Origin of the sequence: Acinetobacter sp. 1130196 (genome assembly GCF_000588095.1) — a bacterium.
GTDB classification, from domain to species: domain Bacteria; phylum Pseudomonadota; class Gammaproteobacteria; order Pseudomonadales; family Moraxellaceae; genus Acinetobacter; species Acinetobacter nosocomialis.
On the sequence record NZ_JFWX01000011.1, the window covers coordinates 61,844 to 79,534 of the forward strand.

Sequence of the window (17,691 nt, forward strand, 5' to 3'; positions counted from 1 at the left end):
CTGCTTTTTTATTTAGAGATTAGAAACTGATATCTTTCTCTTTAGTATATCGATCTACAACTACACTAATCATCATATCGCCCTGCACATTTACCACCGTTCTTACCGTATCGAGTAAACGGTCGATTGGAAGTAAAATAGCAATTGCTTCGGCTGGTAACCCCACAGATTGCAATACCATAATCATGGTGACCATACCCGCACTTGGAATTCCTGGTGCACCAAGTGATGCAATCATCGCTGTTAAGCACACAACAATTTGCTGGGTCAGGTTTAAGTCTAATCCCACTAAATTTGCAACAAAGAGCGCAGCAGCAGCTTCATATAAAGCTGTACCATCCATGTTAAGTTGAGAACCTAATGGAATCACAAAACCTGCCGTTTGAGGACGAACACCTAAGTTTTCCTGTGTGCATTTCATACTCAGCGGCATTGTTGCAGAGCTCGAACTTGTTGCAAACGCAGTAATTAAGGCTGTACGTGTACCTTTGAAAAAAGTCCAAGGACTCATACGACCAACAATCCAGAGCAGTAATGGCAAAACAACAGCACCATGGAAAATAGTGGTTCCAGTTACAACAACAGCAAACTCTGCCAAGCGGCTTAATACTGAAATATCTTCGGTAGCCATTAATTTAGCAAGTAATGCAAAAATTCCTAATGGTGCCAACTTCATGACCCATCCCACTAGCATCATCATCATTTCAAAAAACTGATGACTTAATAAGCGGATACTCTTAAAGCGTTCACCACCTTGAACCAACGCAAAACCCACAAATAGTGCAAACACCACAACAGCTAAAACATTTCCATCACTAAATGCTTTAAAGGGGTTAATTAACGTATTTTGAATAAAGTTAGTAAAGAAAGTTGCTGGATTTAAACTATCTGGTGCTTGATAGTTTTGCATTGATGCCTGAAAAATTGAAATATCTACGCCTCGCCCCACCTCAAATAAATGAGCACAGCCAATACCCAAGAATAAGGCCAATGTGGTGGTGGTGATAAAACATAAAAACGTAATTTTCCAAACAGGACCTAGCTGCCCTCCTGCCTGTAAATTTGAAACTCCCACAACAATAGAGCTGAAAATTAACGGCACCAACAACATTTTAAGCAGCCCAATAAAGACACTACTTAATATGCCTAAGCCGTATAAGCTATGCTTTACAAAAGCAGTATCAGGATACATGGTAAGCACGAAGCCAAAGGCTAAACCTAAAATGGCAGCAATCAGAATTTGTGTATTTAAGTTCATATCAGCATTATTTTTTTCAGTAGGCAATCCTTTTGCAAATATGACATGAGCTTGCTTTTCATTCGAGCAATTTTTTGTCACATCCTTTCAATTAAAATAAAAAAGCCATCTTATGAGATGGCTTTATAAATAAGTTTATTGCGTTTCAATTTCCCGCAAACGAATTAAACCCTCTTGTACCGTACTACATACAAGTTGGCCATTTTGCCACATACGGCCAAAATTCAAACCACGAGAAGCTGCACTAACTGTTGCTTCCATGTCATAGAGCATCCATTCATCAGCGCGCAGTGGGCGATGGAAATAAATGGCATGATCAATACTGGCACACTGCAAACTTGGAGAAATATAGCTTAGACCATGTGGTCTTAAAGCCGTAGTCATCAAAGTAAAGTCCGAATAAAACGCCACAATTGCTTGATGTAAAGCGATATCATCAAGTTGTTTTGGAATACGGTCATGGGTACGGATATAGTGCGCATTATATGGCGCTTCCGGTTGTGGTTGAAATGGATTGACTGGATCAATCGGTCGTATTTCAACATGACGTTCACGCATGAAACTTGCACGAACATTTTCCGGTACAAAATTAAGAATACCTTCTTTCAGTTCATTTTCCGACTTTAAGGTCTCAGGAGCTGGATATTCTGGTTCTGAGTGTTGGTAGTTCAAGCCTTCTTCAGGATTGGCGAAAGATACCATTGCAGAGAAAATAACTCGTCCATGTTGGACTGCCCGAACCTGACGACTGACAAAGCTTTTTCCATCACGCAAGCGATCTACTTCATAAATGATTGGAGCATTAATATCGCCACCATATAAAAAGTAAGCGTGCATAGAATGCGCAGGACGATCAGTTGTATAAGAAGCTGCACGTAAAGCCTGCCCTAAAACCTGACCTCCAAAAACACGTTTACCGACCAAATTACGGCTAATTCCACGGTAAATATTTTCTTCAAGCTTTTCTAAAGTGAGCAGCTCAACCAGTTCTTGGGTTAACGCATTCATGAGAGATACCTTCATATTGCAGGCAAAATTGGTATTAAAGGACAGATGTGTAGAATCTATTGTGCCATAAAAAACTATTTGTACATGGAACAATCAGTCAACTTCTGACGAACATTACCCTTAAAGTAGCTAAAAATACGATTTTTAACGATAAAAAATGCCAAAAGCATTATAATTTATAAGAAAGTAGCATATTGTTTTTTTTAATAAATGCCTCAAAATAATTACCCTCTGCATTTGGTGCTGGGATTTGTCTTTAAGAAGTAGGAGTTCTTATGTCCAAGAGTGGGTTTGGTCAAATGTATCGTCGGCTTTCAAGTAAGCTACTTGACCTCGTGGTAACACCACATGTTCTTGGGGAAGTTCCTACTGAACCAGTATCAGAAACATCGGAAACTGAAGCAAAGACTGAGCGCCAAAAGGTAGTGTGCTACGTCTTGCAAAATCATTCTCGCAGTAATGCGTTAGTGGTGGATGGGGAAACTCGCCGTTTAAATTTAAAACCTGCATTAGATCCGTTAGTCATCGGTTCTCATCAGGAAAAAGCATCAGTTTTATTTTTACAACATAATGATGAAAATAATCTATTAAATCCCCCTCCTCATGCTTTTCCACCTCGTTTAATTAAACTGATTGAAGTTTTACAAGCAAATCCTGAGCTCGATATAGAACTAGTTCCAGTAACCGTTTTATGGGGCCGCTCTCCAGATAAAGAAGACTCTTGGTTTAAGCTATTGTTCTCAGACACATGGGCAACACCAAGTACCGTTAAACAGCTTGTAAATATTGGTTTACATGGTCGTCAATCTTATTTAGAGTTCCATGAACCACAGTCTTTGCGTGACCTCGTTGAATATGCTCAACAGCATTATCCGAACCTTTCACCAGCGACTTATATTGTGAGCACTTTAAATGACTACCTTGACCGCCAACGTGAAGTTGTTTTAGGCCCTGACTTATCAGATCGCCGCAATGTCATGCAGTCGGTATTAAAGTCTCGTGATGTTCAAGAAGCTATTCGACGCGAAAGTATTCGTGGCAAAATCAGCATGCTTGAAGCAGAGCGCCGTGCGATTGGTTATGTCAACGAAATCGTATCTGACTATTCTCACTCAGCAGTTCGTTTTGCAGATTTAGCATTAACACGCTTATGGACTCAGCTTTATGACGGGGTAGAAGTTCATAACTTCAGCACTGTTCGTGAGCTCGCAAAAGACTATGAAATTGTGTACACACCATGTCACCGTAGCCATATTGACTACTTATTACTGTCTTATGTGATCTATAAACGTGGTTTGATGGTTCCGTATATTGCTGCGGGCGACAACTTAAACTTACCTTTCGTTGGTCAGCTTTTACGTGGTGGCGGTGCCTTCTTTATTCGCCGCTCTTTCCGTGGTAATGGCCTTTATACTTCGGTATTTAAAGAATATTTATATAGTATTCTTTCTCGTAACACACCACTTGAATACTTTATTGAAGGTGGACGTTCACGTACAGGTCGTTTATTACCACCGAAAACTGGCATGCTCGCAATGACAGTTCATAGCCATTTACGTGGCCGTGCCAAGCCGATTGTATTTGTACCAACTTATATTGGTTATGAACGTCTTATGGAGGGTTCGACCTATGTAGGCGAAATGCAAGGTAAGCCAAAAGAAGCTGAGTCTATTTTTGGTATTTTAAAAACACTTCGAAAAATTGAACGTATTTTCGGTAAGGTACACGTTAACTTTGGTGAACCTGTTTTTCTAGACGACTTGCTTAAACAGCACAATGCAGAAAATGTCTACATTGAAAAGAATGACGACCCAGTACCACCCGCTGTTTCAGAAGCAGTGAATAGCTCTGCAAATGCAATTTTAGAGAATATTAACCGTGCGGTAGTGATTAACCCGGTTTCTTTACTTTCAATTATTTTACTTGCAACACCAAAGCATACGCTTGATGAAGAAATCTGCATTAAACAGCTAGAAGCTTATCGCAATTTGGCATCAAATTTCCCTTATGATGCACGTACAGAAGTAACGCCTTTATCTGGTAAGGAAATTATTGCTTACGGCTTAAAGCTTAAACTCATTAAGCGTGTACAGCATGCTCTTGGTGACATTATTGCGATTGAAGATAACCAAGCCGTTCTCCTCACTTATTTCCGTAATAACATTTTACATGCTTTCGTTTTACCTTCATTGGTTGCATCTCTTGTTGAGCATAACGGAAAAATCAGTCGTACTGATTTAAGTAATGTCATCTATACACTTTACCCGTTCTTAAAAGCTGAACTATTCCTTAAATGGAAAAGTAGTGAACTTAAAGAACAGATTGAACAATATGCAGATGCATTAGTTCAATCAAAACTTATTGAGCAAGATGATGAAGGTAACTTGATTAGCTCTGCACCAAATACTGAAGAGCACAATCAGCTTGTTGTATTGGCAACACCTGTTAAACAAAGTCTTGAGCGTTATTACATGACGTTAGCTTTAATCACACAGCGTGGTTCAGGCAATATTTCAACAAAACAAGTTGAAGAGCTAAGTCATTTGTTAGGCCAACGTTTGTCTGTACTTTACGAGTTTAATTCTCCAGAGTTCTTTGACAAAGCATTGTTCCAAAGCTTTATCAAAGTCTTAACTCAACAAAATTACATTCGAACGAATGACCAAGGCCAAATCGAGTTTGATGATAATTTCCGTCAAATGGCAGCAGGCGCACAGTTAGTACTTGATGAAGTAACGTTACAGATGTTGCAACACATCACCACCTTTACTGATGAAGAGTTAAAAGAAGCCCTTGAAGCAATGGCTTCTCAACAAGCTAAACGCCGTTTAAAACGTAAGAAATCTTAAAATTTTAGTCAAAATAAAAGGCAACTCAGGTTGCCTTTTATTTTATCGACGCATAGAACATTCAAAGTAACGTGGATCATCGATACAACGTAAGCGTTTCATTAGCTCAACAAAGTATGCATCATAATATCCAGAGCGAACATATTGATTCCGTATTTTGGCCACCATAATGTCATAGCTCTGCTTTTCGTAAAAAGAAACATCTACCCAATAATAGGCAGGTAAATGATTTTCCCACTGCATTGCTCTATTCGTTAGTAATTGACTATTTTGCACAAACCAAGCCCGAATTTTTCGTCCAAAATTGGCAGGATAAGCTTGAGGTTTAATAATTAGATTTACCCCAAAATAAGCCAATGGAAAATTAATCACCTGAGTGTCTGGCCCAAAATCTTTCTGTAAGTTATAAGGTAAAAGACCATAAATCGGTGCAGGCATAATATCGATTTTATTTTGCTGGAACTGGGCAATTGCATTGGATAAGTCAACATAGACTGGCTGCGCCCCTACACTTCTCACCAAAGCCTGCTGTGGCGGATTATTAGCCAAGACTCCGACTCGCTGGCCTCTAAGCTGTGCAACTTTTGATATTTTTTTGTTTTTCATGACCATGTAAGCTGTTCCTACTGGAATCATACCGACCACTTCATAGTCTTGATTAATAAGTTTTTTCTCAATTGTAGGATGGTTTAAAAGCTGCAATAAATTTCGGGCAGTTCGGTTATTAGGTATAAGACCGATACCCGAACTGCTCCCCATAAAATGATTGTACTGATAAGTATTAAAGTTACTTGCTGCTAGCCCCGAACATTTCCCCTCATCAAAAGCTTGTATAGCTTGCTGCTCTTTTTGATAACTGACGACCTTGAACTTGACTTGATATTGCTGAGCATATAACCGAATGTCGTTTAAACGACGCGTTATATCCCCTTGGGTACCCATAGGATCATATGTACACCACACCTGATCTTGAGCCCAACTCGCAACTGACATTACGCTCAAAATAAGAGCTAAACAAAATTTCTTCACTTGCAACCTTTTTTTCTTTATCGGCAATTTGATTGCCTCTTCTGGTATTTCTATTGTTATTTAAAGTTTAGTCTAAATTTTAATTTGTACCATGAGCATTTAAACATAATAAATAGTCATTAAAGCAAATTGGGTGCTCAAGCTGAAAACCTGTTTCAAATAAATGTTTCGCATATATTTTTTTACCTGAAACATGAGCTGAATCTAAAGTAAGAAGTGGTAAATCCAACTGACTTTGGAACCACAGTAAAACTTCATGTAAAGGTACAGGAGCATTATTTGCAACAAGATAACTCTTATGCGGTTTTTCAAAATCGGCTAAAAATGCTAAAAATCTTGCCAAATCATCAATATGAATACGATTACTATAGTGAATATTTGGATAGGTCTGTGTGTTTTCAGCCATGCGTTTTAATCGGTCAATCGAAGTACCATAAATCCCTGTAGGACGTACAATCACGCACTGAGCTGGAAAGTATTTCTGCCAAAGCAATTCCATATTATGCAGGATATGTCCTTGAGCATCATTCGGGTGAATCTCACTATCATCATTAATAGTTTCACCAGAGTTTTCACCATATACACGTGTAGATGACACGACAATGAGTCTTTTGACTGGATGTAATTTTAACGCCTGACGAATAGGTTCAATACTATCAACGTAAGTATGTTGATAACCTTGAACTGTACTATCGTCTGGAGAAAGTAAAATATACACTACATCTACAGGCGCAATTTCACTTAAATCAAGTGTAAAAATATCCTGTACGAGGTGTTTCCCGTAAGGATCTGTTTTTTCGCTACGGCTGATTGTGGTAATTTGATGTCCTGTCTCAAATAGTTGTTTAGCAACACGCTGAGATGTTTTACCATAACCGATAAATAATATATGCATAGAGAACTCGTTGAGGGGACATGACTTCAGTCCATCAGTTACAAGGCGTTGGATCGGCTTCAGCAGCCCTACTCGAAAAACTAAATATTTTTACCACAGATGATTTACTGTTTCATCTGCCCCGTGATTATGAAGATCGCAGTACCATTATTCCTATGAATCAATTGGTGGTTGGTCGTAGTTATTTACTCGAGGGTGAAGTCAAATCTGTTGATTTCCCTCCAGGTAAACGTAAATCTATGGCCGCATTAATACAAGATGAATTTGGTAAGGTGACTTTACGCTTTTATCATATTTATAAAAATTTAACCGACAAAATAAAACCAGGCCATCGTTTACGTATTTTTGGTGAAGTTCGCGTAGGTGCACGAGGACTTGAGCTTTATCATCCAGAAATTCAGCTCATTAATGAGCATACGCCTCTACCCAAAACGCAGCTCACGGCAATTTACCCAAGTACTGATGGTTTAACGCAACCTAAGTTACGTGAATATGTTAAACAAGCGTTGAAGCATCATAGTGATGCTCTACCTGAGCTGCTTCCTAAACAATATACAAATGGATACGCACTCAAAGAAGCCCTACATTACATTCATGAGCCACCTGTCGATGCCAATATGATTCAATTGGCCCAAGGGTCTCATCCTGCTCAGCAACGCCTTATTTTTGAAGAGTTGGTCGCACATCAAATTAGCCTTCTCACGCGACGTGCTTATATTCGTCAAATTGCCTCACCTGCTTTTCCGAGTAGTAAAGTACTTGCAAAAAAACTGTTAGAAGCTCTTCCCTTTCAAATGACCAACGCACAAAAGCGTGTATCAAAAGAAATTTTAAGCGACTTAAAACAACACCAACCGATGTTACGCTTGGTACAAGGTGATGTAGGTGCAGGTAAAACTTTAGTTGCGGCAGTTGCGGCATGTCACGCCTTAGAAGCAGATTGGCAAGTTGCCTTAATGGCACCTACCGAAATTTTAGCAGAGCAGCATTATTTAAATTTTAAGCGCTGGTTTGAACCTTTAGGTATTACAGTAGCTTGGCTGTCAGGCAAACAAAAAGGTAAAGCACGAACACAAGCTGAACAACAAATCAAAGAGGGCCATGCCGAGCTTATTGTAGGTACGCATGCTTTGTTTCAAGATAATGTTGAGTTTGCCAAATTAGGACTCGTGATTATTGATGAGCAGCACCGCTTTGGGGTGGATCAACGATTGGCTTTACGCAACAAAGGCGCAGAACAACTCACACCACATCAACTCGTCATGACTGCAACGCCAATTCCTAGAACATTAGCAATGAGTGCTTATGGCGATTTGGATACATCGATTATTGACGAATTGCCGCCAGGCCGAACTCCAATTCAGACCGTCACAATTCCGCTAGATCGTCGTGAAGAAGTGCTAAATCGAATTGCTACAAATTGCCGAGAAGGTAAACAAGCCTACTGGGTATGTACTCTGGTTGAACAGTCCGAAACTTTAGATGCTCAAGCTGCCGAAGCCACTTATCAAGAAATGAAAGAGCGCTTTCCTGAACTTAATATTGGTTTGGTTCATGGCAAAATGAAAGCTGATGAAAAGCAATCTGTCATGCAAGCATTTAAAAACAATGAACTACAACTGCTAATTGCGACAACTGTTATTGAAGTTGGGGTAGATGTACCTAATGCATCAATTATGGTCATTGAAAATGCTGAACGCTTAGGTCTTTCACAACTACACCAATTACGAGGTCGTGTCGGACGAGGTGCAAAGGCTAGTTTTTGTGTTCTTCTCTATAAACCCCCTCTTTCACAAAATGGGCAAGAAAGACTGTCAATCTTAAGAGAAAGTAACGACGGCTTTGTCATTGCTGAAAAAGACCTTGAATTACGAGGTCCGGGTGAATTATTAGGAACAAAACAGACAGGTGATATGGGCTTCCGTGTCGCACGTTTAGAACGAGATGATCATTTACTGACTCAAGCGCATTACGTTGCACAACAAGTTCTAAAAGATTACCCTGAGCAAGCTGACGCCCTCTTGAAACGGTGGCTGCCTGAAGCACCTCGATACGCTTATGTTTAAGTTGTTCAACCCTCAATATCTTTTTCAGTTATTGTCCCCTTGCCTATTATGTGAAATAGGAACACGGGAAAAATATTCACTTTGTAAAGAATGTTGGGAACAACTACCGTGGCTTAAGCAAACAGTTCAGCGCAATGATCAATCTGTTCTTGTGGCTTGCCACTACGCATATCCAATTAATCGCATAATTCAGCAGTTCAAATATGAACAAAAATTACACTATCAAACCTTACTTGCCGAGGTCTTACAGCAAATAAAATTTCCTAAGGTACAAGCCATAGTACCTATGCCTATTTCTAAACAACGCTTAACTGAACGTGGTTTTAATCAATCCTTATTACTCGCCAAACTTTTAAGTAAACAATTAAAAATACCTGTTTGGCAGCCTGTGCAGCGCCTAAATGAACGCTCTCAAAAAGGATTGTCTCGCCTCGAAAGATTTGAAAATATTGAACAGCAATTTGTTGCGATGACTCAAGAAAAACGGCGTTACCGTCGTGTGCTGATTATTGATGATGTAATCACAACAGGAAGTTCAATTCACGCTTTAAGTCAGGCACTAAAACAGCTAGGGTGCACATCTATTTATGCAAGTTGCCTAGCTGCTGCCTCATCTACATCATATTAAAATTATAGAGTTGTAGATAAGTTCTGCTCACACCATGGAATTACAATTTCTTTGGTTAATGGCGCAAGTTTTGTCTCGGAATCATTAAATTTTATCCACTTCATTTCAGCAATCTCGGCTGCAATTTGTGGAGACTGTTTCAAACGAACTAAATATAAATGACTAATCAGCGTATGATCTGGTTCATTGGCTGCTGCTGTCTCAAAACGGCCTATAAACCGCTCTATTACACACGAGCTACCTATTTCTTCCAAGATTTCACGTTGTATAGCAGTTTCCGGAGCCTCATTCGGCTCCAGTTTACCGCCTACTTGCATAAAAGCCTGTGTATTACGCTTTCTAACAAGCAATAATTCATTTTGTTCATTTAAGATCACCGCAGCGGCGACCGTAATTGTTTTCACCTATCTAACCTCATTTATGGTTGAACATCCGCATTTGTCCATTTCGGAGCAGGCGGCTGATATTGTTCAAATTGCTGAAGAATATCCTCAATTTTATCCGAAGCGATCAATTTGTCGGCAAACCTTGCTTGGCTAAAACCTTTATCTACAGTTCCTTGAACCATTTTAAGCAAATCTTCATAAAAGCCCGCTACATTTAGAAAAGCACACGGCTTTTGATGAATACCTAATTGTGCCCATGTCCATTGTTCAAAGATTTCTTCCAATGTACCTGCCCCACCTGGTAAAGCAATAAAACCGTCCGATAGATCTGCCATTTTGGTCTTACGCTCATGCATATTCTCGACGACATATAGTCTTGTCAGCCCGGGATGAGCTAACTCGCGATCGACTAAAGCACGAGGAATGACGCCAATGACTTGTCCACCGGCTTGTAAAGCACTATCAGCGACAACGCCCATTAAACCCGAACGTCCACCACCATAAACAAGAGTTTTACCTTGTTTAGCAATAGTTTGACCGGTTAATTGAGCAATTTGTTGAAAGATTGGGTCTGAACCTAAAGATGAACCACAGAAAATACAAATTGAATTCATAGTATAAAAACCGTTTTATTGAACTGTCATGCTGACAAACTAGACTATCGACAGAGTTTTTTTTTGCAAAATAGCGTATTGGCAAGTGTTTTTCGGCAAATCCTTGTCTAAAATACACCCATCAATTTCCATCAGACTGCGTGAGGAAAAAAGACACATGCTTGAAGCCTTTTATGCCACAGAACGCGGAAGTCTGGAAGATGCCACCATCAACGGTGGATTTGATCTACATCCCGAATTAGTATGGCTTGATCTAATTGCACCCTCTCAAGAAGAACAACAATGGGTCTTAGATGCCTACGATCAGAACTTACCCACACTAAAGTCGCTAGAAGACATTTCATCTTCTGCTCGATTCTACCGTGATGATGACGGCATTTTGCATATCAGCACCTATTTTTTAACGAAAAATAAAAATTATCAGGTTGATGGAGATGCGGAAGATTCATCCCATATGCTTGCCATGGTGCAAACCGTAGCATTTATTTTACATAAAGATCGCTTATTTACTTTGCGTGGTGAGAAGCTAGTTGCATTTCGTGCATTTCGTGCGCGAGCTCGTCGTAATGACTATGAAATGGATTACAAAGATCCAACTTGGATTTTATTAGGCTTGCTTGAAGCAAAACTGGATGAGCTTGCGGATATCTTAGAAGATATCCACAAGGATCTAGAAAAATACTCTACTGAGGTGCTCAACAACCATCAACGTGAGAAGATTTTAGACCTTGATGACATGATTACCCGCTTGGCTCAACAAGAAGACATGCTTGGAAAAGCTCAACTGTGTTTAATTGATTTACGAAGAGTCTTAACGTTTTTATCTCGTCCACGTGCTTTAGGCAGTCATATCTACGATGCAGATATCCGAGAGCTCAGTGAAGACGTTCGTTCACTTGTAGAACATGATGCTTTCTTATTCCAAAAAGTACGATTCTTGCTTGATACAACGTCTGGGTTCATTAACACTGAGCAAAACGATACGATTCGTCGATTCTCGATTTTACCAAGTATGTTAGCGCCACCAATGCTGATCGCGAGTATCTATGGTATGAACACCGAAGTATTGCCTTTTGCTCATGGTAAAAGTAGTTTTATCGCAGTCTTATTAATCATTATTGGCTTTTTTATTGGCCCTATCATTTATTTCCGCTGGAAAAAGTGGATTTAAAGCCTGTCCATATTCACCAATCCTTTATATAAAAAAAGCACCTAAATTTAGGTGCTTTTTTTATCTTTGCATAATCAGACCAAATGTAGATCTTCTTGCAAATGGCAAGCTTGAATGATTTTCAGCATCTTCTCTGGAACATTTTTAAAATGTAATCCAGACTTCTGTGGCGTCTGACGTAACCATTGAACTAACACCGCCAATGCTAACGTATTACCATGCTCAAGCTGTTTTAAATCAACAATTAGAGGAAAGCTAGTCTGCTTTTTAATAATTGCCAATCCAGCTTGATATTGTTGTTCAGCATTTTCAAAATCGATTTTGCCTGAAACAACTAACTCTTGGTTAAGATACTGAACCACTCTTCACCTACTTATTTTTGTTTGTTCTGATTAACAGCAGCATCTGCATCAGGTTGGAACGTAGCAATTGCTTTATTTAAATCGCCACCATTACGCTTAACAGTTGCAGCAAACTGGTTGCGGAACTGTAATCCTAAATCAATACCAGAAACATTGATGTTACGGATTTTCCACTGCGAACCTTTGTCAGCCAACTGGAACGACACAGGAATTTTATCGCCATTGTGGTTGAAGTCTAAAGTTACAACAGGGTTTTTGCCTGCAGTCGCTTTATAAGGACGCATGGTGTAAGTCTGGTTTGTATACTTAGCAAATGCACTACCGTAATTCTCAATTAATGTATTACGGAAGTTTGTTTCAAACTGAGCACGCTGTGCAGCCGTACTATACTGGTTTGTCGCATAAGTACCCATCACAATACGAGTGAACGCTTGTGAGTCAACATACGGATCTAAATTTTGACGTATGATTGATTTAACTAAAGCAGGGTTGTTTTGCAACTTGGCATGATCTGTTTTTAAACGAGCAATCAAACCATCAGCAACACGCTTAATAAAATCAGGTGGTGCTTCTGAAGGTGCAGCAAAAGCTGTACCAGCAATCATAGTAGACAAAACACTTGCTGTCAGGGTTTGTTTAAACAACTTATTCACCTGGAACCACTCCTTCAAATAATCTCTTACTCAACAAATGACGGCTGTGCGCTGCTGTCAGTACTTGCAGGAGCTTTTTCTTCTGCTGAGGATGATGAACCAGCGGCAACTTTACCTGCGCCACCACCAGTAATAAATTTACTAATTAAATCTTCTAAATCCATCGTTCCTTGGGTATTAGAAATTGTATCGCCACGTTTAAGGTAGTTAAGACCACCACCCGGTACGATTTTTAAATATTTCTCACCCAATAAACCATTGGTTGCAACCATTATATAAGCATCTTCATCAATACTGGTGATGGATGACATGTTACTGATCAGTTGCTGTTCCATTGTTTTTTGTTGCGCTGGAGTCGCTTGCGTATAATCAGAACTATAACGTAATTCGTCTAAAGCATTTTTTTGAACTTCTTTTAACTGTTCAGCATTAAAACTTGTCAGTTTTCCATCAAGATCAAAAGTTACTGTAGCTAAACGTGTAACCGGATCAAGCGTGATTGAATCAACACGACCAATTGTTACACCGCTCATCGTTACTTTAGCACGTGGTTTAAGTCCGTTAACATTATCAAACTGAGCTTTCATGGTGTAACCTTCGCTCAAGTTTGTACCTACCAAACCACTTACTTTCATCGCTAAAAAGAATAAAGCAATACCGAAGATAATGACAAAGATACCTACGGCCAGCTCACTAGTACGTGATTTCATTAAATCCCTCCGAACATGACCGCAGTCAACACGAAATCAAAACCTAAAACACATAATGAAGAATATACAACCGTTCGGGTCATTGCCGTTGCAATGCCTTCAGGTGTTGGATCACATGCATACCCTTGGAAAACAGCAATCCATGTACAAAGTAAAGCAAATACAATGCTCTTAATGATGCCATTTACAACGTCATGGCCAAATTGAACATTATTTTGCATACCACTCCAGAAGGAGCCTTCATCAACGCCAAGAAAGTCAACACCAACCAATTTACCGCCAACGATACCAATCGCAGCAAAGATAACAGTTAACATTGGCAAACTGACTATGCCAGCCCAAAGACGTGGTGATACGATTTGCTTTAAAGGGTCAACACCAATCATTTCCATACTGGCAAGCTGTTCACTTTGTTTCATTGAACCAATTTCAGCAGTTAATGCAGAACCTGCTCGTCCAGCAAATAGTAAAGCAGCAACAACTGGTGCAAGCTCACGCAGTAAGGTTAAAGACACCATAGTGCCTAGCATTGATTCACTACCAACATTGACCAATATTGAGTAGCCTTGCAATCCGAGTACCAGACCAATAAATAAACCTGATACCGTGATAATAAGTAAAGACATTACCCCTACACGATGCATTTGATAGACGAAACGTCCAAAACCGCCTGCTGAAGGTAATGAAAAAATAATTTGTAAGAGCATCAGTGCCGCAACACCAATCCCTCGAATCCGCTCAATAACGAGTCTACCTAACCAGGCAATCGTATTCATGGACGAACCTCGTTATCTAAATAAGCTTGGTGGCTAAACTGGTACTCAACCGGACCTTCTGCAGAACCAGTTAAGAACTGTTTTACAAATGGAGAAGCATATTTTTGCAATTCTTCTGGTGTTCCTTCCCCTTGAATTTTTCCTTCTGCCACAACATAAATGTAATCGGCAATAGATAGGGTTTCAGGAACATCATGCGAAACAATAATGGTGGTTAAATCCAAAGCTTCTCGTAATGAGCGTATGAGACGTGTTAAAACACCTTTTACAATCGGGTCCTGCCCTGCAAAAGGTTCGTCATACATAATTAAATCTGGATCAAGCGCAATTGCACGAGCTAAAGCAACTCGTCGATTCATACCACCCGATAGCTCAGTAGGCATAAGCTGTTCTGTTCCACGCAGGCCAACAGACTCAAGCTTTAAAGCGACCAGTTCAGCAATCAGATTTTCAGAAAGCTTAGTATGCGCACGAATTGGAAAAGCGACATTTTCATACACCGACATATCGGTAAATAAAGCACCACTTTGGAATAGCATTCCCATACGTGCACGCGCTGCAAACAATTCCTGACGTGACATTTGAGCAATATCTTTACCATCAAGCAAAACTTCACCATGATCGGGAACAAGCTGCCCACCAATCAGACGTAATAAAGTCGTTTTACCTGTACCAGATGGTCCCATGATGGCCGTAATCTGGCCTCGACGTATATTTAAACTAATATTGTCATAAATGACGCGTTCCCCTCGATTAAAACTCAAATTTTTCACTTCAATGAGTGACTGAGTCGAGAGAGGAGTTTTATTATTCATAATGGCAATCATTCCTGCACTTTTATGCCCGCATACTATAACATTGAATTTTGAGAATCTTGTTGTAATTTTGACAAAAGCGAAACAAGCTCATTCATCAATATGAGCTAGATTTTGAAAAGAAATTTACTGATTGAGAACTTGAAACTGATCTACGAAATGGCCAGTTAATAAAGCATAGGCAAAATAGATTCCATTACACAAAGCGAGTGCAATAAAAAGGTATGGCAAACCATGTTGAAGTAATAATTTACTCAACCATGCCAAAGGAGTCTCTTTTCGCTTACTTTTACACATTATTACAATAAATGTTGAACTATTTCACACTTTGTTATTTTATAACAAAACTGAAAAATAAAAAAGGCCAGTATGTTAACTGGCCTTTTTTTAAATCTTTTTAAGATTAACGGTCGAATTTACGACGACGTTCACCACGAGATTCTTGATTAAAATGTTCTTCACGAACTGCGCGACGTGGACGGTCTTCACCACCAAAACTACGTTTTGGACGATCACCGAAACCACCTTCACGACGTGGACGATCTTCGCCACCAAAACTACGTTGTGGACGGTCACCAAAACCGTTTTCACGACGAGGTTTATAATCTACGCGATTACCACGGTTGTCATCATTTGAATCAAAACGAGGCTTATCGTTAAAACCACCTTCACGACGAGGGCGATCAGAGTTGAACTCACGACGTGGACGATCTTCACCACCAAAGCTACGTTTTGGACGATCTTCAAAACCACCTTCACGACGTGGACGGTCAGAGTTGAACTCACGACGCGGACGATCTTCACCACCGAAGCTACGTTTTGGACGATCTTCAAAACCACCTTCACGACGTGGACGGTCAGAGTTGAACTCGCGACGCGGACGATCTTCACCACCGAATGGGCGATCACCACGTGGTTTATCATCAAAGCTACGACGCGGACGGTCATCACGACCACCTTCACGGCGTTTGAAGTTACTTTCGCCTTCAAAACGACGACCACCGCCGAAACCGCCACCACGACGACCATCACGACCACCGTTGCCGCCACGACCGCGACCACCGCCATCACGACCTGAACGAGCAGGAGGTGGAGATGGCTCTAAACCTTCAATTTCAGAAACACTTAAACGTGCTTCTAAATATTCTTCAAGTGCACGAATCTTACCGCGCTCACGATAAGTCGCTAAAGTAATTGCCTGACCTGTACGACCCGCACGACCTGTACGACCAATACGGTGTACGTAGTCTTCATGCTTCATCGGTAAGCCGAAGTTAATTACGTGTGAAATTGTTGGAACGTCAAGACCACGAGCAGCAACGTCAGTTGCAACTAAGATTTTTGCACGACCTTCACGGATACTACGTAAACGACGGTTACGAACTGTTTGTGGCATTGCACCGTGAAGTGCAACAACTGAATGACCTGCTTCAGCAAGCTCTTCAGCCAACATATCAGTGTCTTCTTGAGTGCTTGCAAAAACTACAGCTTGATCTAAGTTTTCATCACTTAACCAATGTGTAAGTAATTTTTTCTTATGCTCAAAACCATCAGTCCAATGCAATGTTTGCGTAATATCTGTATTGGTTGAATGACCTGTTTCAATTGCAATACGCATTGGATCTTTCATCATGCATGCTGCAAGACGAATAATACGATCAGCAAATGTTGCAGAGAACATTAATGTTTGTTTACGGTTAGCCGCTAATTCGCTGATTGCCTCTAAGTCTTCAGAGAAACCTAGGTCAAGCATACGGTCCGCTTCATCAACGATTAAAGCATCTACTTGATCTAATTTAATTTGACGACGGTTTACCAAGTCAAGTAAACGACCTGGAGTTGCAACAACAACTTGCGCGCCTTTTAACTGTTGAATTTGTTTAGCAAACGGCATACCACCCATAATGGCAGCAATACGAACACCTTTCATGTGACGTACAAATGCGATTGCATCTTGGCTTACTTGTTGTGCTAATTCACGAGTAGGAGAAATTACCAAAATATTTGGTTGAGTTACAGCTTTCATGCGTTCTTTGAACGGAACGAAAGTTTCTTGACCTGCCAAGTTATTTAATGTCGGCAACAAGAATGCAGCAGTTTTACCAGAACCAGTCTGGCTAGAAACTAAAAGGTCTTTACCTTCTAAAGCTGCAGGAATAGATTGTTCTTGCACAGGAGTCGGGGTAGTAAAACCTAAACCTTCAAGCGCTTGTTGTAAGGTTTCATGCAAAGAAAATTCGGCAAAAGTTTTGCTCATAGAGAGTTTCACCCTAATGGGTGCTCCATTTTTAATAAGTACAAAATAGACATCGGCACAAAGCGGCAAAGCAAAATTAGCTGAACCTTATTATTCAGCGGCAATCCGAGTAACGACGATGTGGATTAAACGCACGCTTGATTACGGCCGAACCTGAAGAATCGCTGAGCGATCGGGGCGCAAGAAATGGTCCTCTCTATGGACAGCGTGCGCT

At 40.2% G+C, this 17,691-nt stretch carries 16 protein-coding genes; 4 read left to right on the forward strand and 12 right to left on the reverse strand.

Features of this window, described 5'->3' with window-relative positions:
- Positions 1–19: 19 nt before the first annotated feature.
- Together J671_RS11920 and J671_RS11925 are read right to left on the reverse strand one after the other, a co-directional pair.
- Positions 20–1,285, reverse strand: a complete 1,266-nt coding sequence (locus J671_RS11920) for a dicarboxylate/amino acid:cation symporter (RefSeq protein ID WP_031982342.1) — start codon at positions 1,283–1,285, stop codon at positions 20–22.
- Positions 1,286–1,393: 108 nt separating this feature from the next.
- Positions 1,394–2,266: an acyl-CoA thioesterase gene (locus J671_RS11925; protein ID WP_002049736.1), complete on the reverse strand. Its 873-nt coding sequence runs from the start codon at positions 2,264–2,266 to the stop codon at positions 1,394–1,396.
- Positions 2,267–2,541: 275 nt separating this feature from the next.
- Between J671_RS11925 and plsB the strand changes: the two genes are divergently transcribed.
- Positions 2,542–5,115: a glycerol-3-phosphate 1-O-acyltransferase PlsB gene (gene plsB / locus J671_RS11930; protein ID WP_004711794.1), complete on the forward strand. Its 2,574-nt coding sequence runs from the start codon at positions 2,542–2,544 to the stop codon at positions 5,113–5,115.
- 42 nt (positions 5,116–5,157) lie between these two features.
- Here the strand turns inward: plsB and adeT2 are convergent, their stop codons facing one another.
- Positions 5,158–6,144 carry a putative multidrug efflux protein AdeT2 gene (gene adeT2 / locus J671_RS11935; RefSeq protein ID WP_004711792.1) on the reverse strand — a complete coding sequence of 329 codons (987 nt, stop codon included), beginning with the start codon at positions 6,142–6,144 and terminating at the stop codon, positions 5,158–5,160.
- Between the two features lie 79 nt (positions 6,145–6,223).
- The gene (locus J671_RS11940) at positions 6,224–7,039 is read right to left on the reverse strand and encodes an NAD(P)H-binding protein (protein WP_006582598.1); all 816 of its coding nucleotides are present in this window, start codon (positions 7,037–7,039) and stop codon (positions 6,224–6,226) included.
- A gap of 20 nt (positions 7,040–7,059) precedes the next feature.
- Between J671_RS11940 and recG the strand changes: the two genes are divergently transcribed.
- Both recG and J671_RS11950 read left to right on the forward strand, forming a co-directional pair.
- Positions 7,060–9,105, forward strand: a complete 2,046-nt coding sequence (gene recG, locus J671_RS11945; RefSeq protein ID WP_031982344.1) for an ATP-dependent DNA helicase RecG — start codon at positions 7,060–7,062, stop codon at positions 9,103–9,105.
- Positions 9,098–9,733, forward strand: coding sequence for a ComF family protein (locus J671_RS11950; RefSeq protein WP_031982346.1), 636 nt, complete (start codon positions 9,098–9,100; stop codon positions 9,731–9,733). Before recG ends, J671_RS11950 begins: the two co-directional genes overlap by 8 nt.
- A 2-nt stretch (positions 9,734–9,735) precedes the next feature.
- On the opposite strand, the gene J671_RS11955 is transcribed toward J671_RS11950, so the two are convergent.
- Positions 9,736–10,137: an NUDIX hydrolase gene (locus J671_RS11955; RefSeq protein ID WP_004884602.1), complete on the reverse strand. Its 402-nt coding sequence runs from the start codon at positions 10,135–10,137 to the stop codon at positions 9,736–9,738.
- A 14-nt stretch (positions 10,138–10,151) separates the two neighbouring features.
- A complete protein-coding gene (locus J671_RS11960) occupies positions 10,152–10,733 on the reverse strand; it encodes a TIGR00730 family Rossman fold protein (protein WP_002049746.1) in 582 nt (193 codons plus the stop codon).
- A 157-nt stretch (positions 10,734–10,890) separates the two neighbouring features.
- Here J671_RS11960 and J671_RS11965 point away from each other — a divergent pair, with 157 nt between their 5' ends.
- Complete coding sequence (locus J671_RS11965) at positions 10,891–11,904, forward strand: CorA family divalent cation transporter (RefSeq protein WP_002049699.1); 1,014 nt, start codon at positions 10,891–10,893, stop codon at positions 11,902–11,904.
- Positions 11,905–11,978: 74 nt separating this feature from the next.
- Here J671_RS11965 and J671_RS11970 read toward each other — a convergent pair whose 3' ends face one another.
- The 6 genes from J671_RS11970 to J671_RS12000 form a co-directional block, all read right to left on the reverse strand.
- Positions 11,979–12,266 (reverse strand): STAS domain-containing protein, encoded by a 288-nt coding sequence (locus J671_RS11970; RefSeq protein WP_000250997.1) that lies wholly within the window; start codon positions 12,264–12,266, stop codon positions 11,979–11,981.
- An 11-nt stretch (positions 12,267–12,277) separates the two neighbouring features.
- Complete coding sequence (locus J671_RS11975; protein WP_002049753.1) at positions 12,278–12,919, reverse strand: MlaC/ttg2D family ABC transporter substrate-binding protein; 642 nt, start codon at positions 12,917–12,919, stop codon at positions 12,278–12,280.
- Between the two features lie 26 nt (positions 12,920–12,945).
- The gene (locus tag J671_RS11980) at positions 12,946–13,629 is read right to left on the reverse strand and encodes an outer membrane lipid asymmetry maintenance protein MlaD (protein WP_002049738.1); all 684 of its coding nucleotides are present in this window, start codon (positions 13,627–13,629) and stop codon (positions 12,946–12,948) included.
- Positions 13,629–14,405 carry a lipid asymmetry maintenance ABC transporter permease subunit MlaE gene (mlaE, locus tag J671_RS11985; protein ID WP_001091949.1) on the reverse strand — a complete coding sequence of 259 codons (777 nt, stop codon included), beginning with the start codon at positions 14,403–14,405 and terminating at the stop codon, positions 13,629–13,631. The genes J671_RS11980 and mlaE overlap by 1 nt, the downstream gene beginning before the upstream one ends.
- Positions 14,402–15,220, reverse strand: coding sequence for an ABC transporter ATP-binding protein (locus J671_RS11990; protein ID WP_004711782.1), 819 nt, complete (start codon positions 15,218–15,220; stop codon positions 14,402–14,404). Before J671_RS11990 ends, mlaE begins: the two co-directional genes overlap by 4 nt.
- Positions 15,221–15,623: 403 nt before the next feature.
- A complete protein-coding gene (locus J671_RS12000; protein WP_016804170.1) occupies positions 15,624–17,477 on the reverse strand; it encodes a DEAD/DEAH box helicase in 1,854 nt (617 codons plus the stop codon).
- Positions 17,478–17,691: the final 214 nt, after the last annotated feature.

Excerpts from the sequence above, each read along its gene's own strand:
- J671_RS11940 (WP_006582598.1), bottom strand. The coding sequence starts at position 7,039 with ATGCATATATTATTTATCGGTTATGGTAAAACATCTCAGCGTGTTGCT.
- J671_RS11960 (WP_002049746.1), bottom strand. The coding sequence starts at position 10,733 with ATGAATTCAATTTGTATTTTCTGTGGTTCATCTTTAGGTTCAGACCCA.
- mlaE (WP_001091949.1), bottom strand. The coding sequence starts at position 14,405 with ATGAATACGATTGCCTGGTTAGGTAGACTCGTTATTGAGCGGATTCGA.
- J671_RS11980 (WP_002049738.1), bottom strand. The coding sequence starts at position 13,629 with ATGAAATCACGTACTAGTGAGCTGGCCGTAGGTATCTTTGTCATTATC.
- recG (WP_031982344.1), top strand. The coding sequence starts at position 7,060 with ATGACTTCAGTCCATCAGTTACAAGGCGTTGGATCGGCTTCAGCAGCC.
- J671_RS11925 (WP_002049736.1), bottom strand. The coding sequence starts at position 2,266 with ATGAATGCGTTAACCCAAGAACTGGTTGAGCTGCTCACTTTAGAAAAG.
- J671_RS11965 (WP_002049699.1), top strand. The coding sequence starts at position 10,891 with ATGCTTGAAGCCTTTTATGCCACAGAACGCGGAAGTCTGGAAGATGCC.
- J671_RS11950 (WP_031982346.1), top strand. The coding sequence starts at position 9,098 with ATGTTTAAGTTGTTCAACCCTCAATATCTTTTTCAGTTATTGTCCCCT.
- J671_RS12000 (WP_016804170.1), bottom strand. The coding sequence starts at position 17,477 with ATGAGCAAAACTTTTGCCGAATTTTCTTTGCATGAAACCTTACAACAA.
- J671_RS11990 (WP_004711782.1), bottom strand. The coding sequence starts at position 15,220 with ATGAATAATAAAACTCCTCTCTCGACTCAGTCACTCATTGAAGTGAAA.
- plsB (WP_004711794.1), top strand. The coding sequence starts at position 2,542 with ATGTCCAAGAGTGGGTTTGGTCAAATGTATCGTCGGCTTTCAAGTAAG.